At 45.7% G+C, this 21,754-nt stretch carries 17 protein-coding genes; 6 read left to right on the plus strand and 11 right to left on the minus strand.

Annotation, left to right across the window (positions count from 1 at the left end; translation table 11 throughout):
* Positions 1-12 precede the first annotated feature (12 nt).
* Complete coding sequence (locus HUW51_RS11085; RefSeq protein WP_185274095.1) at positions 13-1,074, minus strand: LLM class flavin-dependent oxidoreductase; 1,062 nt, start codon at positions 1,072-1,074, stop codon at positions 13-15.
* Between the two features lie 315 nt (positions 1,075-1,389).
* On the opposite strand from HUW51_RS11085, the gene HUW51_RS11090 reads away from it, so the two are divergent.
* Together HUW51_RS11090 and HUW51_RS11095 are read left to right on the plus strand one after the other, a co-directional pair.
* Entirely contained in the window at positions 1,390-1,809 is a 420-nt protein-coding gene (locus HUW51_RS11090) for a hypothetical protein (RefSeq protein ID WP_185274096.1), read from the plus strand.
* A gap of 420 nt (positions 1,810-2,229) precedes the next feature.
* Positions 2,230-5,373: a PQQ-dependent sugar dehydrogenase gene (locus tag HUW51_RS11095; protein ID WP_185274097.1), complete on the plus strand. Its 3,144-nt coding sequence runs from the start codon at positions 2,230-2,232 to the stop codon at positions 5,371-5,373.
* Positions 5,374-6,163: 790 nt separating this feature from the next.
* Here HUW51_RS11095 and HUW51_RS11100 read toward each other — a convergent pair.
* Entirely contained in the window at positions 6,164-7,006 is an 843-nt protein-coding gene (locus HUW51_RS11100; RefSeq protein ID WP_185274098.1) for a sugar phosphate isomerase/epimerase family protein, read from the minus strand.
* Between the two features lie 423 nt (positions 7,007-7,429).
* Here HUW51_RS11100 and HUW51_RS11105 point away from each other — a divergent pair, with 423 nt between their 5' ends.
* Positions 7,430-8,467: a formylglycine-generating enzyme family protein gene (locus tag HUW51_RS11105; protein ID WP_185274099.1), complete on the plus strand. Its 1,038-nt coding sequence runs from the start codon at positions 7,430-7,432 to the stop codon at positions 8,465-8,467.
* Between the two features lie 63 nt (positions 8,468-8,530).
* Positions 8,531-9,880 carry a Gfo/Idh/MocA family protein gene (locus tag HUW51_RS11110; RefSeq protein WP_185274100.1) on the plus strand — a complete coding sequence of 450 codons (1,350 nt, stop codon included), beginning with the start codon at positions 8,531-8,533 and terminating at the stop codon, positions 9,878-9,880.
* A gap of 613 nt (positions 9,881-10,493) precedes the next feature.
* On the opposite strand, the gene HUW51_RS11115 is transcribed toward HUW51_RS11110, so the two are convergent.
* From HUW51_RS11115 to HUW51_RS11155, 9 genes are all read right to left on the minus strand, one after another.
* Positions 10,494-11,450: an alpha/beta hydrolase gene (locus HUW51_RS11115; protein WP_228467006.1), complete on the minus strand. Its 957-nt coding sequence runs from the start codon at positions 11,448-11,450 to the stop codon at positions 10,494-10,496.
* Between the two features lie 433 nt (positions 11,451-11,883).
* Positions 11,884-13,527, minus strand: a complete 1,644-nt coding sequence (locus HUW51_RS11120) for an ABC-F family ATP-binding cassette domain-containing protein (RefSeq protein ID WP_185274101.1) — start codon at positions 13,525-13,527, stop codon at positions 11,884-11,886.
* 88 nt (positions 13,528-13,615) lie between these two features.
* Complete coding sequence (locus HUW51_RS11125) at positions 13,616-14,662, minus strand: FAD:protein FMN transferase (RefSeq protein ID WP_185274102.1); 1,047 nt, start codon at positions 14,660-14,662, stop codon at positions 13,616-13,618.
* A gap of 16 nt (positions 14,663-14,678) precedes the next feature.
* Positions 14,679-15,392 (minus strand): SAM-dependent methyltransferase, encoded by a 714-nt coding sequence (locus tag HUW51_RS11130; protein ID WP_185274103.1) that lies wholly within the window; start codon positions 15,390-15,392, stop codon positions 14,679-14,681.
* Positions 15,393-15,396: 4 nt separating this feature from the next.
* Positions 15,397-16,158: an alpha/beta fold hydrolase gene (locus tag HUW51_RS11135; RefSeq protein ID WP_185274104.1), complete on the minus strand. Its 762-nt coding sequence runs from the start codon at positions 16,156-16,158 to the stop codon at positions 15,397-15,399.
* A gap of 693 nt (positions 16,159-16,851) precedes the next feature.
* Entirely contained in the window at positions 16,852-17,439 is a 588-nt protein-coding gene (locus HUW51_RS11140) for a hypothetical protein (protein WP_185274105.1), read from the minus strand.
* A 50-nt stretch (positions 17,440-17,489) separates the two neighbouring features.
* Positions 17,490-18,527, minus strand: a complete 1,038-nt coding sequence (gene selD / locus HUW51_RS11145; RefSeq protein ID WP_185274106.1) for a selenide, water dikinase SelD — start codon at positions 18,525-18,527, stop codon at positions 17,490-17,492.
* A 167-nt stretch (positions 18,528-18,694) separates the two neighbouring features.
* On the minus strand, positions 18,695-19,741 hold the full coding sequence (gene mnmH, locus HUW51_RS11150) for a tRNA 2-selenouridine(34) synthase MnmH (RefSeq protein WP_185274107.1): 1,047 nt from the start codon (positions 19,739-19,741) through the stop codon (positions 18,695-18,697).
* Between the two features lie 10 nt (positions 19,742-19,751).
* Positions 19,752-20,465, minus strand: coding sequence for a pyridoxine 5'-phosphate synthase (locus tag HUW51_RS11155; RefSeq protein ID WP_185274108.1), 714 nt, complete (start codon positions 20,463-20,465; stop codon positions 19,752-19,754).
* A gap of 262 nt (positions 20,466-20,727) precedes the next feature.
* Between HUW51_RS11155 and HUW51_RS11160 the strand changes: the two genes are divergently transcribed.
* Together HUW51_RS11160 and HUW51_RS11165 are read left to right on the plus strand one after the other, a co-directional pair.
* Positions 20,728-21,189, plus strand: coding sequence for a GatB/YqeY domain-containing protein (locus HUW51_RS11160; RefSeq protein ID WP_185274109.1), 462 nt, complete (start codon positions 20,728-20,730; stop codon positions 21,187-21,189).
* 9 nt (positions 21,190-21,198) lie between these two features.
* Entirely contained in the window at positions 21,199-21,717 is a 519-nt protein-coding gene (locus tag HUW51_RS11165; protein ID WP_185274110.1) for a CvpA family protein, read from the plus strand.
* Positions 21,718-21,754 lie beyond the last annotated feature (37 nt).

Genomic DNA, 21,754 nt, shown 5'->3' on the forward strand with positions numbered 1-21,754 from the left:
AAAAATTATTTTCTAAGCGTAAAAACCAGGTTCGGGTTTCCAGTTTAGGGTGGCGGTAGGACTGGGCAATTCAAAAGCCTGAGCCAGTAACTCGTAACTGCGCAGCCGATCGGCAAAATCGTGGGTTATGGTTACAACAATCAGCTCGTCTACGTTATAGGCCGCGGCCATATCGGTTAGTTTGGCTTTTACCTGCTCCGGCGTACCCACTACCATGCGCTGGCGGTTATATTGAATGCGGGCCAGTTCGGCTTCGGAGTATTGCTGGGCGGCGGCATCTTCGTAAGGCGGCACCCCGGCCCGGATTCCTTTTTCTATTCGTAACAGCATTAAGTCCATCACGGCTTGCAACTCCTGGGCTTTTTGGTCGGTGTCGGCGCATAACACAAAAACACTGGCATTGGCTTCGGGCGTCGGCATATTCTCCTGGGGCTGAAAATGCTTGCGGTACGCCTTTACCGTTTGTGGGCCTCCGATGGGGTTAATAAAATGCGCAAACGAAAACCCAAAACCAAAATGAGCCGCAAAACTACCGCTTTGCCCACTCGAACTTAGTAACCAAACCGCCGGTACGGTTTCGGCATTAGGCGTAGCCCGGATATGCACTAAATCGGTGCCCGCTTCAAATGTATCGTTCAGGTAATGGTTCAGGTCAGTGAGTTGCTGGATGAAATCCTGTTCGTTAAACGTATTGTAAGGGTTTAAAGCATTTGCGGTAAGCCGGTCGCTGCCGGGTGCCCGGCCAATCCCTAAATCTATTCGGCCCGGAAAAAGGCTTTCGAGCAAGCGGAAATTTTCGGCTACTTTTAAAGCGCTGTAGTGCGGCAACATCACGCCCCCGGAACCCACCCGAATGTACTGGGTTTTACCGGCTAAATGGGCCACCAGCACTTCCGGCGACGAACCGGCCAAACCGCGGGTGTTGTGGTGCTCCGCTACCCAGAAACGATGAAAGCCTAACTTATCGGCAGTTTTGGCGAGTTGTACTGTTTCCAGCAGCGCCTGGCGGGCAGTGCCGCCTTTCCTTACCGGCGACTGGTCGAGCACACTCAAGCGAATTTTTGTCTCTTTCATGGTCATCAAACTTATTTAACGGACTAATGTTTTAGCCCCAATCAGATAAAGTAAAATGTTTTTAAGTAAGCTGCTGAATCCGAGAATATTATAGTCCTAACGCCGAAAAGCCACTGGATTGCATACAGCGTAACTATTTTAAAATTTATTTTACCGCTTCTTTCTGTAAACCGCTAGTGGCTGCCAACTCTTTTTTTAATAAATCCGGTTTTATACGGAGCTAAATAAGTATATTCTTAAAAAAACAGTAAGCTATTTACTTCACCCTGATGTAATTATATGCGTAGAAGAAGTTAGAACTACAGTAAATGCAGCATGGAAAGATTTAACAGTTTATCCGGTTGGGCCGGACAGAAAGATATACCGGGCATGGTAAGACAAAAGATAAATCCCGGCCGTTTGCCCACCGAGTATGATATTACTTTTAAAAACATGATGGCCGAAGTATTTGGCTGTTCGGGTTCGGTAATGGATGTAGCCGGCGAAGACAACCCGGAAGCCGATGATTCTAGCTGGCAAAACAACGAAGACCCCGAAGCCGCCGAACACAGCGAAGAAAATACCCAGACCGATTCGCCTACCGGCGATTCTGCCACCGACGACCAGTTAGCCACCAACGGAGAAATCGGGGGGAACTTAGCCGCCGGCGCGGGTATTGCCGGAGGAACCGGCAGCAGCGAAATCGGCGGCACCACTACGGGCAGCAACACCGGCGTGGCCGGTATTCCGGGTTAAAGCAGCTGTAAAATTTAAAAAATAAAAAAATGTCATAAGAAAGGCTGCCTTAAGGGTAGCCTTTTTTATTGTTAGGTTTGTTTTTATATCAGCTTTGATTAATAACCTGCTATATCGTAGCTAAGTCGATTAGGAAGCGCTTACAGCGTTAGTTTTTTAACCTTTTTACGTCTCCAAAGAATAACATTAGTATTGTTTTGTATCTATACTAATACAAGTACATCAAATACTAATACAACTTTATCAAAAATAGCTGCGGAAATGCACCAAAATAAATTTGTTCCTGATATTTGCACGTTAAGTTTTTAAAGCCCCAATATTTTCTTAAGAAATCTGATTAAATTACAAGCCCATTAGATGAACCCGGATTAACTTAAATCAGCTTTAAATCAGGGGAATATTTGTTAATTTATTTCTTACATGTCAAACAAAATCACCTTACAAAAACAAATCTTAAAACGCTCCTGGTGGAGTTTATTGCTCCTGGCTTTTTACGCGTGTACCAACCTGGGGCACGAGAAAAAAGTACTGGTTTTTACACAGCCTAAAACCAGCCCCGAAGCAGCTACGGCTGGGATTACGGCACTGCAAAAATTAGCGCCTGATCACCAATTTAAAGTGGATACAGCGTTTTCCGCTTCCCGGATAACCGAAGATTCCTTGAAAAACTACGCGGCGGTGGTATTTTTAAATTCGAGCCCCGAAGCGCTGGGCCATAGTCAACAAATAGATTTAGAGCGGTTTGTACAGGCGGGCGGTAAAGTAATTAAACCCGAGCCGGTAACTACTCCTGAAAAATTTAACGATGCGGCCTACCAGAAACAACTAGGTGCCAACATTGAAACTGAAATTGCGAAAACCGAAAAACTCGATTACAGCAAAGCTACCGTTGCCCGCGTGCCCGAAGAAAGCCGTTTTGTGCAGCAAGTACTCGACCAAAACCTCGACGAACCCATGCAAATGACCGTGCTGGACGAAGGCAAAGTATTGTTTATCGAGCGTCGTGGTAACGTGAAACTGTATGACCCCGCAAAAAAAGCAACCCGGGTTATTTCTAAATTTAACGTGCACACCGAAGGTAATTACGAAGATGGCTTGCTGGGCGTAACCAAAGACCCGAATTTTTCAAAAAATCACTGGATTTACATTTACTACTCCCCGGAAGTAAAAGAATCTAAGCAAAACTTATCGCGGTTTACCATGATCGGCGACAGCCTGGACATGAAATCCGAAACCTTGATTATGGAGGTGCCGGTGCAACGCGAAACCTGCTGCCACTCGGCGGGCGGTTTAGTATTTGGTCCGGAAGGTTATTTGTACATATCTACTGGCGATAACACCAGCTCTAAAGAATCCGACGGTTTCTCGCCGCTGGATGAGCGTCCGGGCCGTGGACCTTTCGATTCGCAGAAATCATCCGGTAACACCAACGATTTACGTGGTAAAATCTTACGCATCATCCCGAAAGCCGAAGGCGGTTACGATATTCCGGAAGGCAACTTGTTCCCGAAAGGCACCCCAAAAACCCGTCCCGAAATTTACGTAATGGGTACCCGCAACGCTTTCCGGTTCTCCATCGATGCTAAAACCAAATACTTGTACTGGGGCGACGTAGGCCCGGACGGTGGTAAAGACGGTCCGCAAGGCCCCCGCAGTTACGACGAGTGGAATCAGGCCCGCAAAGCCGGTAACCACGGCTGGCCGTATTTTGTGGGCGATAACAAACCGTACTCCGACTGGGATTTTGCCACTAACAAACCTGGTCCATTGTTCGACCCGGCTCGCCCAGTAAACAAATCACCGAACAATACCGGTATGGAAGTATTACCCCCGGCGCAATTACCCATGATCTGGTACCCATACGACGAATCGAAAGAGTTTCCGGAGTTAGGCAAAGGCTCGCGCAGCGCTATGGCCGGTCCGGTTTATTATTCCGAGATGTACGGCGATAGTAAAAAGAAATTCCCGGCGTATTACGACGGCAAATTGTTTATCTACGAATGGGCCCGCAGCTGGGTAAAAGTAGTAAGCTTCAACGAAGACGGTACTTTAAAGAAAATAGAACCGTTCCTGCCCAACACCGAAGTATTTAAACCCATTGACATGCAGTTTGGTCCGGACGGTGCCATGTATTTACTGCAATACGGCGCTAATTACTTTGCCCGTAACCCCGATGCCCGTTTGGTACGCATTGAGTATACCGAAGGTAACCGCGCTCCAGTGGCTACCATTGTAGCAGATAAACAAGTAGGAGCCGCACCGCTGCAGGTAAAACTATCGGCCAAAGAATCTTACGACTACGATAAAACTGATAAATTAACGTACGAGTGGCGCTTAACTTCTGGCGGCGAAGTAACTTCCCGCGAAGCCGAAGCTACCTTTACTTTGGATAAACCCGGGGTTTACAAGCCGGAATTGACCGTAAAAGACGACAAAGGCGAAACCACCACTACTCAAACTGAAATAAAAGTAGGTAACGAGCCGCCGCAGGTAGTAGTGGATATTACCGGCAACCGTTCGTTTTTCTTCGATAACAACACTTTTAACTATAATGTAAAGGTTAGCGACAAAGAAGAAGGCAGCGTAGGCCAGGGAATAGATGCCAGCCAGGTATTATTGTCTTTTGATTATTTAGCGCAAGGTAAAGATTACGCGCTCATTTCGGCAGCTTCTAAGTCGGGGAATGTGGCTACCAAATTTTTAAAAGGCAAAGCCTTAATTGATGGCAGCGATTGTAAATCGTGCCACGACATCGAGAAAAAATCCATTGGGCCGAGCTACAAAATGGTGGCGGATCGTTACGCTGCCGCCGGCGAAAATTCGGTAGGTTTTCTGGCCGATAAGATTATTAAAGGTGGTAACGGCAACTGGGGGCATAGCTTAATGGCGGCGCACCCGCAGCACAGCAAAGCCGAAACTTCGGATATGGTTCGTTATATTTTATCGTTATCGGCTACCAACACTGCCGGAGGCAGCATGCCATTGCAAGGTAAATTTACCACCATAGAGCACATAGGTACCGGCGAAGAAGGTTCGTATATCATTACGGCCAGCTACCGCGATAAAGGCAGTGAGTTTACCGGCCCATTAACCGATCGTAAAACCTTAGTGTTGCGCCACCCCAAAGTACAAGCCGAAGATTACGACGGCTACCAGCAAATAAACACGCAGCGTCCGCCTAATACGGGTGGTTTAGGTTACGTAGATAATATCCGGAACAATTCCTGGATTTCCTTCAAAAACATTGACCTGACGGGTATTGAAAGTTTAGTTTTCCGGGTTAATGCTAATGGTAATCGCTACCCCGGTGGTACTATTGAGGTGCACAGCGGCTCGGTAAATGGCCCGGTAGTGGCTACGGCGGTAATTAAAAATACCAACGTAGAAGCTAAAGGCCAGTTAATGTCCAACGACCCTCGCTGGACTGAGGTAGCGGCTTCGGTTACCAACGCCGGTACTAAACCGCAAGATTTGTACGTGGTGTTCCAAAACAAAGAAGTTACTAACCGCGACTTGTTCTTACTGGATTGGATTAACTTTAACAAGAAAAATCCTCGGTCTTAGAAAAATTAGTTTAAACAACAAAAAGCCATTGTCTAATGTTAGGCAATGGCTTTTTGCATTTAGAAAAGTCTCAAATCAATTATTAAAAAACTATACTAAACGTTAGTTTCCTTAGCAGGACCAGTTCTTTGAAGCCTTTTCAAGCCTCCATGCTCTGGTGCTATCTAGTTTGAACAGTAACCCGTTTGCCTCCTGGCTGGCAGGCCCCGTTTGGCTCTTCCGGGCTGTCTAAGCTTGTTTTGTTCGTGCCTCACAATGCCTCGTGCCTCGGCACCACAACCTTAGAAGGTCCTCCACAGCCAAACTGATGTCGTATGCTTTTAGCTACTGTTTTTCGAGCTCATACCGCATCTTGTGTAGAGTAGGAAATTAATCATATTAGCTGCATCCAGCTAATATGATTAACAGGATTTATATTGTTGATTTTGTTTCTGTCTTCTAAACCAAACGGTAGCTAAATGCAACTGACGCCAGTTTGGCTGTGGAGCACCTGCCAGGGTCTCGGTTCTGCACAGCAGAATTCCGCAGACGGAGTCGAGGAAAGGGAAAAAAGTAATTACCGCATCTCCTCCCCTGTTTTTAGGGGAGGTCCCGCAGGGGGAGGGGTAAACGAGGCCCGCCGGCCAGGAGGCAAAACTTGAAATCTCAAACTAGATAGCACCAGAGCCTGGAGGCTTGAAAAGGCTTCAAATATCAGCCATAAAATTTTATTAAAAACAGCAAAAAGCCCACCTGATGCAAACAGATGGGCCTTTTTGTAATTACAACTCTCTGAAAAAATTTAAAAAATTCAGACCTTCAACTTGTTCAAATACTCAATGTTATGTTTTACGCTATCCATAGGGTTGCCGGCGTATTCTTCCTGCTCTACAAAGTAGTATTTCAAACCCGATTTTTCGGCATTCTGGAACAAGCGGGCAATGTTTAAGTTGCCTTTGCCAAACTCGGTACTAACCGGTTCTTCTTTCTTCATGTCTTTTAAATGCCACAACGGAAAACGGTTGGGGTAGCGGGTAAAATAATCGATGGGGTCGAAGCCGGACGCAACTACCCAGCCCAGGTCCAGTTCCCATTTTACCAGGTTCGGGTCCGTTTCGGCTAGTAATAAATCGTATAAAACTTTGCCTTCTACTTTCTCAAATTCATATTCGTGGTTGTGGTAACCAAATACTAACCCGGCTTTTTTACATTCTTCGCCGGCTTTGTTAAACTGTTCGGCTACTTTCTGGTAATTGCTAATGGTTTGTCCTGAACTTGGCAGCGAGGAGCACACCAAATATTGCTGACCGGTTTCGGCGGCATCGGCTACGGTTTTCTGCCAGTCTTTATCGAGGTGTACGTGGCCGCTCCGCAGGTTCATGCCGAGGTCGTGCACCAATTTTTTAAAATCTTTGGGCGTATAGCCGTAGTAATTGCCCTTCGCGCTTCGCGCCGATTCGAGTTCTTTATAGCCTAAGGCGGCTAATTTTTTTAAAGTATTGGGCACACTAGCTTCCAGTTCTTTCCGGACGGTATATAACTGAATGCCCGCTGCTTTGGGTTTAGCAACAGTGGCGTGAGTTAAATAAGGCAGAGCAGCGGCGCCCAAAGTTAAAGCACCCGCTTGTTTTAAAAAGTTGCGACGATTTATCATAAATAAAGTGTAAAGATTTTTTGATTTTTTAGTTACCAGCACTGGGTTCAATTATAACGATAAGTCCTATCTAAGTATTTACTGTAAAAATAACGCGCGTATACGACCTAAATAGCTCCACCATTTTGCTCACCAAAGGCAATATACTAATAAAGCATCATTAAAAAGGAAAGCCACTGCTGACAGATTTGCCAGGTACGAAATAGGAGGCATTAAATGCGTAGGTACGCCGGATAGTTGCTGCAATATTACTAACAGAAAGTAATAGCTCATTGATTTTTGTTTAAAGGTTTAAGCAAAATATTCAAAATTTTAAAAATATTGTTTTAGTGCCAGTAATAACTGTTTAATTTACAATAAAAATAAAGTAACTTCGGTAGATTTTGTCAGCAACTGGCAGGTTCTACAAGACCTTAATTACCAATGAATTTAAACAAAATTATAGTATCTGGCGCGTTACTTTCTCTGTTTACTGCCGGATTTATCAACAAACCTCAACCAAATCATTCATCTGCATCTGCTCCTTTACAAGAAGAAAAGTTTGATGCTTATAAAGAAGTTATTCCGGGTACTAAAGTTTCTTTTGAGCTGGTACCCATAAAAGGTGGCGAGTTTATGATGGGCAGCCCGGCTACTGAAGCCAAACGTAAATCCGATGAAGGACCCCAACACAAAGTGAAGATTGAACCTTTCTGGATGGGTAAGTACGAAGTTACCTGGGACGAATTTGAGATTTTCGTTTATAAAGAAATAGAAAAGCAATCCATGAACGCTTCGTCGATGGCGGCCACTGGCCCTTCCGATGCCGTTTCGCGGCCTAGTCCGCCGTACCTGGATATGACTTTTGGCATGGGAAAAAGCAGTTTCCCGGCCATTAACATGACGCAGTTTGGCGCGCTTACCTATTGCAAGTGGCTTACTGCTAAAACCGGGCATTTTTACCGCTTGCCTACCGAGGCCGAGTGGGAATACGCTTGCCGCGCCGGCGCCACCACCGCCTATTCTTTCGGCGATGACCCGGCTAAGCTGGACGAATATGGTTGGAACTACAACAACAGCAACGCCGGTACTAAAAAAGTAGGCAGTAAAAAACCAAACGCTTGGGGCTTGTACGACATGCACGGCAACGTGGCCGAATGGACCCTGGACCAGTACGATCCTAACTTTTACGCGCAGTTCGCTAAAAATACCGCTACCAACCCTTGGTTAAAACCCACTAAACTCTACGCCCACACTTTACGCGGCGGCTCCTGGGACGATGATCCGGATGCTTTGCGCAGTGCCGCCCGCCAGTTTTCTAAACCAGTTTGGAAGCAGCGTGACCCGCAAATTCCGAAAAGCCAGTGGTGGTTTACCGATGCGCCTTTTATTGGTTTCCGGGTGGTGCGGCCTTTAAAACAACCATCCGCCGAAGAAATTGCGAAATACTGGTCCGAGCCGATTAAAGATTATGGTTCTTGAGGTCTCTGGTAAAGTAAAAATTTAAAAAATGTAAATAATTATTAACTCAAAATAGCTACCATCATGAGCGAAGAAAAAGACAATCAAAGTTCATTTCCCCATCTGTCGCGGCGGGGTTTCTTTAAAGGTTCAGCGGCCCTTTTGGGAGGTGCCCTTATTAGCCAGATTCCGTTCGAAACCAATGCTTACGCCCGCTATGGCGCCGATGATACCCTGAAAGTAGCTTTAATTGGTTGCGGTGGTCGGGGAACTGGGGCAGCTATTCAGGCACTAAGCACCCAGGGGAAAGTAAAGTTGGTAGCTATGGCTGATGCTTTCCGCGACCGGTTAGACGAAAGCGCTACGGCTATCGGTACTAAATTTCCGGATAAAAACCGGTTTGATGTACCAGAAAAAAACAAGTTTGTGGGCTTTGATGCTTATAAAAAAGCTATTCAATTAGCCGATGTCGTTATTTTGGCAACGCCTCCGGGTTTCCGCCCAATTCATTTTGAAGAAGCGGTTAATGCCGGTAAACACATCTTCGCTGAAAAGCCAATGGCTACCGATGCGCCCGGCGTACGCCGCGTGTTAGCTGCCGCCGAAGTAGCGAAAAAGAAAAACTTAAAAGTAGTAGTGGGTTTGCAACGCCGTTACCAGAACGCTTACCTGGAAACTTTAAAACGCGTAAACGATGGCTCTATTGGCGATATAGTAAGCGCGCAAGCCTACTGGCATAACGCTGGGGTGTGGGTTCGTCCGCGTAAACCCGGCCAAACTGAAATGGAATACCAGATGCGTAACTGGTATTACTTTAACTGGTTGTGCGGCGATCATATCCTGGAGCAGCACATTCATAACATCGACGTAATTAACTGGGCTAAGAATGCGTATCCGGTATCGGCGCAAGGCATGGGTGGCCGTCAGGTACGTAATGGTAAAGACCACGGCGAAATTTACGACCATCACTACGTAGAATTTACCTACGCCGATGGTACGATCTTTAACAGCCAGTGCCGTCACCAGCCCGGCACCATGAACCGGGTAGAAGAAGTGCTGGTAGGTACCAAAGGCCGCGTAACGCTTTCCGGCGATGGCAAAGGTATTGTTACCGACTTAAAAGGTAACTCTATTTATAATCACCGCTCTAAAAACGATCCGGATCCGTATCAAACCGAACACGACCGCTTGTTTGCCGCTATTCGCAACAACACTCCGGTAAATGATGCGGAATACGGTGCCAAAAGCACCATGACCGCCATTCTGGGCCGCAACGCTACTTACTCGGGTCAGGTAATTAAATGGGATGATGCCCTGAATACCCAGTTAAGCATTATGCCGGAAAAATTTGCCTGGGATGCGCCAACCCCTACAAAACCCGATGCCAACGGATTTTACCCAATCCCGACGCCAGGCGTAACCCGCGTAATTTAATTCAGACTAATTTTTTAAAATAGAAAGGCCTTCCATTATCCGGAAGGCCTTTTTTATTAACAGGAAGCCGGGTGAAAAGAACCTCGTATTGTTCAAACCCGGCAGGTTTTTAAAACCTGCCGGGTTTATACCGCTATTGTTTAACCTTAATTTTGGTAAGAACCTTTAAATACTCTTGGGTATAAGAAGCCAGGTAAAATTTGCTTCTTTTTAGCGCAGATTAGCATTTCCGGTTTATCAAAAGCTTAGATCAGGATAAAGCTTGTATATCAATTGGTTGCAACGCGAAACCTTGCCCAGATGTAGCTTTCCAGAAATTAAAAAATTTAAAAAATGTGAGTTCGAGATAAGTACTCAATTACATTTTCATTATGGCGCGGAAGTTACTTCCGTGACTTGTATTTAGGGTCAGTTTTTTTCTTTCCATTTAAGTAATCCTGAAAGAATTCCAGAAGAATTTAACTAGTAGGTAGCCGATTAGATCCTTCTGGAATTCTTTGAATTTTGCAGGATGATGGAGATAAGGCTGAATGGCTAATCTCGAACTCACGTTTTTTAATTTAAAAAACAGCAAAACCAACCGGCGCAACAACGAAAGAAGGATGAGCGTGGTTTAGTTTTTCAGGTACTTATCCAGGAAGTCAAAAACTTTGTTCAGGTTTTCCGGGGTTTCAAATTGGGGGCCACAATGGCCTACTCCGGGGAGTAATTCCAGCGTTACCTTGTCTGGACCTAAAGTTTTTACCAGATCGGCGTAAAAGTTTTCTGATTGTTCAGTGGGTACCAGGTTATCGTGGGTACCGTGCTGAATAAAAAAAGGTGGATCCGCTTCCGAAATATAGGTGGCTGGGTTGGCGGCTTGTACTAAATCCGGAGCCTGAGTTATTTGTTTGCCGATTAATTCGGATTCCGGGGACTGGGCGGTATCATGGTCAGCTCGGCCTTTGTTGCTAAGCTTAAATTGCGAGTCCATTTGGTCGAACTGAATGGGGCCGTACCAATCTACTACGGCTTGTACCAGGCTGCTTTGGCCGGCATTAACTAAACCTGCTTCGTTAAATGCATCATCGTCGCCGGTGGTGCCGGCCATGGCTGCAAGATGTCCTCCTGCCGAATTTCCCCAGGTAGCTAATTTTTCCGGGTTAAGTTTGTACGTTTTAGCGTTGGCCCGCACCCAGCGAATGGCCGCTTTTACATCCTGAATTTGCGCCGGGAAAATAGCTTCGCTGCTCAGCCGGTAATTAATGCTAATGACGGCATAACCTCGTTCCAGGCCATTTAGGGCCGCGTTTACCTGCGGATCTGCTTTGTCGCCCATTTTAAAAGCACCCCCATGGATAGCCACAATAACCGGGAAAGGGGCATTGCTGGCATCGGGTAAATAAATATCTAGTTTCTGGGCCGGCGACTCGCTGGCATAAGCAATATTTAAAAATTTATTCTTAATGTTTTTGGTATTAACCGGTGGCATTTGTCGTCCGGTTAAACGCGTAGCTGGTGCTTGGGCAAACAAGGGATATCCCATCAAGCTAACTACAATCGAAAAAATAAAGCAATAAATAGAAGTCATGGGTTAAAATTTTAAAAATTGCCGATAACAGAATAAGCTTTATCTATGATTCGAATGGAGTTTAAAAATAAGTCAGCAAAGTTAAACTTAAAAGTTTATTTTAATCAGACCTGAATTTTAGGCAAGTATGGTGGGTTTATGCGGCGCTTGCTGTTTAAATAAAGCTTAATGGTAGCCGCTCATTCCTTGGCTTAGATAACAACTCTCACACACACCACCAGGCACAGCTACACCAATTCATGCGCGTAAGGGAAAGGTAAAAATTTAAAAATTTAAGGGCAGTTTGGCGAAGGTTAGTTAAGAATAAGCGACGCGCAAGTGAATTAAATCCACTTGCGCGCCGCTACGTTTTAAATTTAAGAAGGAATAGAGTCTAGCGTAATCCGGGCAAACTCCTGCCGAATAAACGATGTTAATCTAAGCCGTTAGGAATTTACTTTTTCGCGGTGCGCTCTATTTCGCGCAGGTTTTCCATTTTTTTGTTGCGCAGGAAACCGTTAATGTCTTCGAAGTGCTCTCTAATGCGTTTGTTGCCAAATTCAAATACTTTGGTAGCCAGGCCATCCAGAAAATCGCGGTCGTGCGATACCAGAATCAGGGTGCCATCAAAAGCTTTAAGGGCGTCTTTCAGGATGTCTTTGGTTTTAATGTCCAGGTGGTTCGTCGGCTCATCCAGAATTAACAGGTTTACCGGTTGCAACAATAATTTAATCATGGCCAAACGGGTTTTCTCGCCGCCCGACAATACTTTTACCTTCTTCTCGATGGTATCGCCGCTGAACATAAAAGCGCCCAGAATATTTTTAATGTTGGTACGCACATCGCCCACGGCAATCTGGTCGATGGTTTGAAACACAGTTAATTCTACGTCGAGCAAGGCGGCCTGGTTCTGGGCAAAATAGCCAATCAACGAATTATGGCCCAGTTGCAAGGAGCCCTCATAATCTATTTCGCCCATAATGGCTTTTACCAGCGTAGATTTACCTTCGCCGTTTTTGCCCACAAAAGCTACTTTCTGGCCCCGCTCAATGGTAAGCGAAGCATCCTGAAACACGGTATGGTCGCCGTATTTTTTGGTTAAGTGGTCCACGATAACGGGGTAGTTGCCGGAACGCGGTGCAGGCGGAAATTTTAAATTTAAATGCGAAGTATCTACTTCATCCACCTCAATCAACTCAATCTTTTCCAGCATTTTTACCCGCGATTGCACCTGCAAGGTTTTAGAGTAAGTGCCTTTAAAGCGGTCGATAAAGCCCTGGATTTCGGCAATTTCTTTTTGCTGGTCTTCGTACTGGCGCTGTTGCTGCTCGCGGCGCTCCTGACGCAATTGCAGGTACTGGCTGTAATTTACTTTGTAATCGTAAATACGGCCCATGGTTACCTCAATGGTGCGGTTGGTAATGTTATCCACAAAGGTTTTATCGTGCGAAATAACAATAACAGCCTTGGCATTATTTACCAGAAATTCTTCGAGCCACTGAATCGATTCTATATCCAGGTGGTTGGTAGGCTCATCGAGCAAAATTAAATCGGGTTGCTGCAAAAGTATTTTGGCCAGCTCAATGCGCATGCGCCAGCCCCCGCTAAACTCTTTAGTTGGCCGCGAAAAATCTTCCCGGGAAAAGCCTAAGCCTTTGAGCGTTTTCTCTACTTCGGCATCAAAATTAATTTCTTCGACGGAGTAGTATTTTTCGCTGAGCTCCGATACTTGTTCGATAATGGCGTAATATTCTTCGGATTCGTAATCGGTGCGGACTTCCAATTGGGCATTCAGTTCGTCCATTTGGGCTTTCATAGCCAGAATTTTACCGAAAGCCTTAGAAGTTTCTTCGAAAACGGTAGCGTTGTCTTCGGTGAGTAAATGCTGTGGTAAATAAGCAATAACGGCATCTTTGGGCGCCGATACTTTGCCCCGGCTAGGTTTGTTTACGCCGGCAATAATTTTAAGTAAGGTCGATTTTCCTGCCCCATTTTTACCCATTAAGGCTATGCGGTCGGTTTCGTTTATATTAAAACCAACATTGCTAAAAAGGGCCGCCCCGTTAAACTCTACACTAACCGAATCTACTGAAATCATAAAATTGCTATATAAGGCCGCAAAGATACGAAAGAAGGCAGGAAATTAAAATTTGCTTTATCGCGGGCTTCAGGTAATAATTTGGAAGTTATTCTTTTACGAAAGGTAATTTTAAAAAACGCCTGGATTGCTTTTGGTATAGTTGGTTATTCTGGTTCCAGACGATATGCGCAGCTGCTTTGGGCGTGCGATTGATCAGCTTTAATCCTTGTTCCACGGGTAAAACGCTTGAAGCCGTCGAAAGCCAATCGGCAGCGGTGCCGTTTTTGGCCACAATGGTTACCCGCCGCTGATCGGTAAGGCCTAAGCCGGTAAACGGATTAATAATGTGGGAGTAGCGCTGCCCGTTAATTTCGACGAACTGGTATAAATCGCCGGAGGTAGCTACGCCGGCATTTTGCAGGTAAATTTTTTGCCCGCCAATATGGTCGGTATCGTTGCTGGTGCTTAAATCAATTTCCCAACCTTGGGTGCCCGGTGGCGCCTGACTTACCCGAATATTACCTCCGCCATCTACCAAAGCTATTCTGATGTTTTTTTGTTGCAATACGCGCATGGCTTCGTCTACGGCATAACCTTTGCCAATGGCGCCTAAATCCAGTTGCATGCCGGGTACCCCTAGTGCGGCGGTTTTTTTAAATTTTTTTAAAATTATATGCTGATAACCGACTTTCGATTTGGCCTTAGCGAGCGCTTCCGGGGCAGGGAGTTGGTGTTGCCGGCGGGTGCGGCGCCAGAGTTGCACCAAGGGGCCAATGGTTATATCAAATGCGCCCTGCGTTTCACGGGAAACGGTTTGGGAAATTTTTAAAATTTTCCATAAATCCGGACTTAGCTTGATGGCTTTTCCAGTGCCCGCTGTAGCCGCCAATTGGTTTAATTCGCTATCGGGCACATAATCACTCATGATCTGATTTAATGTATCTATCCGGGCAAAAGCAGCGTTTGCGGCATCTTGGGCTTGTTCCGGGGAAATAGCGTAAAGCACTATCCGGAAAATAGTACCCATTTGCGGATGGCTGAATTCGTAGCGTTGCAGCTGGGTTTTAGTTGCTGCCGGGCTTGGTTGCGCGAAACCGTTAAAGGTAAAAAAGCAAAAATTTAAAAAAAGCAGGCCACGCAATAACAAAAGCATAAAAAAACGATGCTAGCTAGGAGCGATAAATTAAAAAAACGGCGGGTTGTTTATGAATATCGGGTAATTTGCCTTGCCACTTGGCTACGGTAGTCGTTTTAATAAACTCGTTGGAACCAGAAATATTGGCGGCAATGCACAACTGCGTAGTAGGGTTTAGTTGCTGTAGCAAATCCGAGAGTAGTTGGTTGTTGCGGTAAGGCGTTTCCATAAAAATTTGCGTTTGGTCGCGCTGCAGCATGTCTTTTTCTAAATTGCGAATGGCTTGCACCCGGTCTTTTTTCTCGATGGGCAGATACCCGTGAAACGCAAACGACTGGCCGTTAAAACCCGAACCCATCAACGCCAGGAGAATAGCCGATGGCCCCACCAAAGGAACCACTTTTACTCCGGCCCGATGGGCCCATTTTACTACTTCGGCACCCGGATCGGCCACGCCGGGGCAACCGGCCTCCGAAATAATGCCGGCATTTTTCCCTTTTGTAACGGGTTCCAGGGCTTTTTTTACTTCCGCTTCCGACGAATTTTTATCAATTACTACAATTTGCAGGCTTTCAATTACTTTTTCGGGAGCCATGGTTTTAATGTAGCGGCGAGCCGTGCGGGCATTTTCCACGATAAAGTAATTTAACCCGGCAATGCATTGCGCTACCTGCGCCGGAATAACTGCTGGCGCTGTTTCTTCCGCGAGTACCGTCGGAATTAAATAAATAGTACCGGAATCGGGCATAAAATTACTTTATAAAATCAACAACCAGTTGGTAAAACTTTTCGGGCGCTTCGGCGTGCACCCAGTGGCCGGCATTGGCTACGGTTTCTAGTTTAGCCTGCGGAAATAAGCGCTGGATAGAAGGCATATCTTTATCCTGAATGTACCGGGATTTCTCGCCTTTTATAAATAACGTAGGTTTGGTAAACGGCGTATCGGAGGTGGTTTCGCGGCCAACTTCTTCAATGTTTTTTTCGATAGTAGCCAGGTTCATGCGCCAGCCAAACGAATTATCTTCGCGGCGGTACAAGTTCTTCAGTAAAAATAAACGGGTTTCTGCTTCCGGAATATAAGGCGCTAAAGCGGCTTCGGCTTCGGTGCGGCTGGTCATCGTGGAAATATCAATGGCGTTTAAACCATCAATAATATCCTGGTGGTGTACCGGGTAAGGCCGAGGCGCAATATCTGCCACAATAAGTTTACTTAGCTTTTCCGGGTGTTTTAAAGCAAAATTCATGGCTACTTTACCGCCCATGGAGTGGCCCATAATTACCGGGTTTTCCAGTTGATGCTCGGTTAAAAACTCCGCTAAGTCCTCCACCATTAAATCGTAGTTAAAATCGGTGCTGTGCGGCGAGCGGCCGTGGTTGCGTAAATCTACCAGGTACACGTGGTAGTTTTGGCTCCAGTATTTCGCTAAAGTTTGCCAGTTATCCGAAAGGCCAAACAAGCCGTGAAGTATTACAAACGGGGTGCCCTGGCCTAAGTCGCGGTAGTGTAGTTTCATAAGAGAATTTTAAATTTTTAAAAATCTTGTCCGGAAACAAGGGTAAAGGTAATAGCTTTTACTTACGTAATAGTACAATCAGGAGTAAGCAATGTTTATCTTTTCATAAGCTTAGGATTACTACTCGTATTATTTGGAGCCGGTTCCCGTCTCCATATTGCGGTGCTATCTGGTTTGTAAATCATGAAACTGGCCTTCATATGGCCCTTCTCTGGCTCAAGTTTTTATCCACCCTTCCTCCATCATCTGGCGCAAGTTTTCAAACTTGGGCCTACTGACAAGGTAAAGTCTCCGACTTTACTCCGGCTTTAGCCGGAACCTTGATCTGCTTTGCCAAGCTGCTAAAAAGAAAATTTTTAAAATTTAATATGTTTCCGTACTTACTTGGAGTCTTTTCAAGCCTCCAGGCTTAGGTGCTATCTAGCTTGCTTGCTTCAAGTTTTGCCTCATGGCCGACGGGCCTCGTTTGGCTCTTTCGGGCGGTCTAAGCTTCCTTTACTCCTATTGTCGGAATTCTGCTGCGCAGAACCAGAACCTTAGAAGGCCCTCAACAGCCAAACTGGTGTCAGTTGCTTTTAGTAGTGTCCGGTTGCTTTTTTGATGAAAGGGGTTTTTATAGAAAAATTTTCTTTTCTAAGTCAAAGAAATACGGATTTTTAAAAGTACTAAAATGAAAATTATCATTTGCATTATTTATAACCAGCAGATGGTTTTGGTTTGGGTCTGGATGGTTTTGGCAGGCAGAAATTTGGTGAGTTGGTTTAAAGGCAACAGGAGGGAGGTAACGGTCACTTTATCACCGTTGGTCATTTCGAAGGTGAGATACTCGTATTGACTCCAGAAGTATTGTCGCGATCGGCAGCGGGTATAGGTAGTCCGGATTATTTTTTCTTTGGGGTAAAAGTGTTTGTGCTGCAGATTGTAAATTTTAAAAGATTCGTTGCGTTTATCTACTTCTACTAACAGCGAGCGGCTTTGGCGCCAGTACTGGCTATGCAGAAAAAAAGTAGGTAACGAAAACGAGAGCAGCAGAGCCGAGGCGATAATCAGGAATATGGTTTCGATGGGTAAAAGGCTCGCGGCGGAGTTAATAAGCGCTCCTAAAAGCGGAATTAAAACCAATACACACAAAATAGACCAGAACAGCAGCGAAAACTGCCGGTGAAAATCAAGAGTAAACGTACTGCGCCGGCGCGAAAAAAGCCCGATTAAAAACCGCAGGGCATATAAACCACCCACCAGCAAACCCAGCGTTTTAATCAGATTTAAGTATAACGACATGTAATTTTTGTTTGAACCAGCGCGTAAAGGAATGCAGTAATTTTAAAAAATTAATTTACTGTAATTAAACTTTTCGTGCTATCCGGCTCTTGTAAAACCCCAAACGGCTTTAAAGTTAAATGAAACTCTTGAAAAAGCGATAATACTTCTTCCCGGCCGGTGGGGTCTACGGCTACTAACAAGCCGCCGCTTGTTTGCGGATCGCAGAGAATGGCGCGTTGGTAGTCGGTAAGTTCGCTGATTTTATGGCCGTAGCTATCCCAATTGCGGGTGGTGCCGCCGGGTATTGATTTTTGAGCCAGGTATTCATTCAGTTCGGGTAAGCGAGGAACGGCCGCAAAATCAATAACAGCTTGTAAATTGCTGCCTTCACACACTTCGGAAAGGTGGCCTAGTAAGCCGAAACCAGTTACATCGGTTAAGGCTTTTACGGCAGCCATTTTCCCTAACTCCGCGCCGATTTTATTTAACTGCATCATTTGCTGCGGAGCCAAGGCAGCATGTTCCATTTTTAAAATATTTTTTTTCTGGGCGGTGGTTAAGATGCCTACTCCTAACGGTTTGGTGAGGTATAATTCGCAGCCGGCAGTAGCGGTATTGTTTTGTTTTAAATGCGCAATGTTTACCAGACCGGTTACCGCCAAACCAAATATCGGCTCCGGACTATCAATGCTGTGACCGCCCGCCAGCGGAATGCCCGCTTCGTGGCAAATAGCCCGACTTCCTTCAATTACCCGTTGCGCCACTTCGGCGGGTAAGGTATTTACGGGCCAGCCCAGCACGGCAATCGCCATTAAAGGTTTGCCGCCCATGGCGTACACATCGCTAATTGCATTGGCCGAGGCGATTTTCCCGAAATCAAAGGCATCGTCCACAATGGGCATAAAGAAATCGGTGGTACTGATTATGGCTGTCCCATCACCCAAGGCATACACGGCGGCATCGTCGCGGGAACTGTTGCCTACCAGTAAATTCTTGTCTTCGGGCGCTTTAAAGGTGGTATGCAAAATAGCATCCAGCACTTTCGGTGCAATCTTACATCCGCACCCGGCGCCGTGGCTGTATTGGGTAAGTTTATAGTCGGTCATGGTTTAGCAGATTTTTTAAATTTTTGTCGTTGCCGATTAGGTAACGGAAGAGTTAGATGCAGAAAGTAGAAGATTAAATTTAAAAACTACGGAGCTAAATAGATTTTGCTGGAATGACAAAATTTAAAAAATCAGTCGTAGTATAAATACCATGGTTTCTCTACGTCTTAATTAAGTATCAACTTTTTCTCATTTACCACTTCTAAAATTTTTCGCGCATTTTCCGGCGCATCTATGCTATTTAAGGAAATACTTATGATTTTATCTGCGGACTTGTTTGCTAATTGGTAGGTATAAGCTTTGTCGTAGTAAGCGAGTGCGAGTTCTACCATTTTTTCAATGTCATCGGTTTCAATAGCCTGCATAGCTTCTTTGTAAGCTAAACCACCTAAACGTTTCTTAATGCGTTCCACTGCTTTCTGCAACTTTCCTTTATCAGCGGTTTGGTACTCTTGGGCTAATTTTTGGATTCGGATAGCTTTGGGTACTTCCAGTTTGATTAAGAAGGCTTGCTGCATTTGGTCGTAGAGTGGCTTGGGCAGATTAATGCGGCCAATGGTAATGTTCTCGTCTTCGAGCCAAAGCGCTTGCAGCGGATTAATAGCTAGTAAAGCAGCGCCCAGGTTGTTTTCGAATTGCTCAATGGAAGGCTGCGGCTCTTTGCCGATTCCGCCGAAAGCTGATCCGCAGTGGTTGGCCAGGTGTTCCAGGTCGATGGCTTGTTCGCCGAGTTTTTGCAGTTCCAGCAGAATCTCGGTTTTACCGCTGCCCGACATGCCGCCCAGTACCAGCAATGGATAAGGTTGCTCAAAAGTTTGATGCACTAAGCGCCGGAAAGCCTTATAACCATCTTGCAGTAGGTTTACTTTAAACCCAGCCAGGTCTAGGAGCCAGGCTACGCCGGAACTGCGCATACCGCCGCGCCAGCAATGCAGCATTACTTCTTTGCCCGGAGCCAGCTTTTCGGCTTCGCGTACCATCGCGGACATTTTAGGACCAAATAAGTCCAGCCCCAGTAACACTGCCTGGTCTTTACTAATTTGCTTGTAGGCCGTTCCTACTTGCCGGCGTTCGTCGTCGGTGAAAAGGGGCAAACTTTGCGCGCCCGGAATATGGCCTTCGGTAAATTCTTTGGGTGCCCGCACATCCAATACCGGAATACGGTGCTGCGCCAAATATTTTAAAAAATCATGAATTTCGAGCGGCTGAATCAAAGGGCCAAGTTTAAGAAAGCTGACGTAAATAAAGCTGAATGGTATTCTCCAAACCTAAATAAAGCGCGTCGCAGATAAGGGCGTGGCCAATAGATACTTCCAGCAAGCCAGGAATGTTTTGCTGCAGGTATTTTAAATTATCCAGATCCAGATCGTGCCCGGCATTAATACCCAAGCCTAAAGCTACGGCCCGTTCGGCGGCTTGCGCGTACGGGGCAATGGCTTGTTCGCGGTTTTGGTGGTAATGGCTGGCGTAAGCCTCGGTGTACAATTCAATGCGGTCGGTGCCGGTTTCAGCGGCGCCTTCTACCATTTCTATTACCGGGTCCACAAAAATCGACACCCGGGTACCAATACTTTTTAGGTCAGCAATAGTTTTTTTTAAAAAGTCCTGGTGGCGCAGGGTGTCCCAGCCGGCATTAGAGGTAATCGCGTCCGGCGCATCGGGTACCAGGGTTACTTGTTCCGGCACCACTTTTTTTACCAGCTCCAGAAATTCCGGCGTCGGGTTGCCTTCAATGTTAAACTCGGTGGTTACTACTTTTTTTAAATCCAGTACGTCCTGGTACCGAATGTGGCGCTCGTCAGGCCGGGGGTGTACCGTAATGCCTTGCGCCCCGAAACGCTCGCAATCTAAAGCGCTTTGTACCAGGTTGGGCCGGTTACCGCCCCGGGCATTCCGGAGCGTAGCAATCTTGTTTATATTTACGCTGAGTTTAGTCATTCTTATAGCTGTTAGGTATTGGATGTTAGACGTTGGACTTTCTGGTAGAACTAATTTTGGCCATACTAATTCTACTTTTTCCTTCTGGCTTTTTACCGGTCTCTGGCCGCTGTTGCTGGTTGGCTTCGGCTAAATACAAATTTATTTAGTAATTTCAACCCTGCGGACAAGCACCAGTCAGATGATATTCATTAACCGGTCGAAATTGTTTGCCAGAAAGTCAAATATCTGTATTCATCCGAAAAACAAAAAATCTAAAACGATGAGTTTAAAAGAAAAAATAGAAGCTGACATTAAAAAAGCCATGCTGGCTAAAAACAAAGTACGGTTAGATGCTTTACGCAGCATTAAATCGCAGATACTGTTGGCCGAAACCGAAAAAGGCGCTGCCCAAACCTTAACTACCGATGCAGAATTAAAATTATTAACCAAAGCGGCCAAGCAACGCCGGGAGTCAGCGGAGGTTTTTGCCAAACAAAACCGGACCGACCTGGAAGAAGTAGAGTTGGCCCAACTAGCAGTAATCGAGGAATTTTTACCCGCGCAGCTGGATGAAGGCGATTTACGGGCTCGCTTAGTAGAAATAATTCAGCGGGTAGGTGCAACCGGTCCGTCGGACTTAGGCAAAGTGATGGGCGTAGCAGCGCGCGAACTCAGCGGCCAGGCCGATGGTAAAGCGATTTCGGCAGCGGTAAGTCAGTTATTAAATAACACCAACGCTTAATTTTTTGCTTTGACCACGTTTGATTTTTTCTTACTGGCACCTATTGCTTACGGTGCTTTTAGTGGTTTCCGTCAAGGACTGCTACTCGAAATAGTATCGCTGGTAGCGTGGGTTATTGCGGTAGTTTTTGGGTTGCAGTTCTTAAATGCCGCTATTCCGGTAATGCGGGGCGTAGTAGGCGAGGCTTTCGGCTTTTTACCTTTTATTACTTTTCTGGTGGTTTTTATGTTAATTATTGCTGCTGTAAGATTAGTAGGCACCGTAGCCAAAAAAGTAATTCATTTAACGCCCCTGGGCATGCTCGATAGCTTAGGCGGCGGATTGCTCGGGGCACTTACCTGGTGTTTAGGCGTAAGTCTTTTTCTGTACGTATTAAATTTAACGGGTATTTCGTTCACGCATGAAGTCCTAAAGAAATCGGAGGTTTACCCGGTAATTGCCAAAGCAACCCCGTATGCCTTGCAGGTAGTAGGCTTTTTTCTGCCTTTTGCGAAGTATTTATTAAGTACCCTGAGAGGAATATTTTAAAATTATTGCGAGTTGGTAACCCAGAGCAATTATAATT

The organism is Adhaeribacter swui, assembly GCF_014217805.1.
Taxonomy (GTDB): Bacteria; Bacteroidota; Bacteroidia; order Cytophagales; family Hymenobacteraceae; genus Adhaeribacter; species Adhaeribacter swui.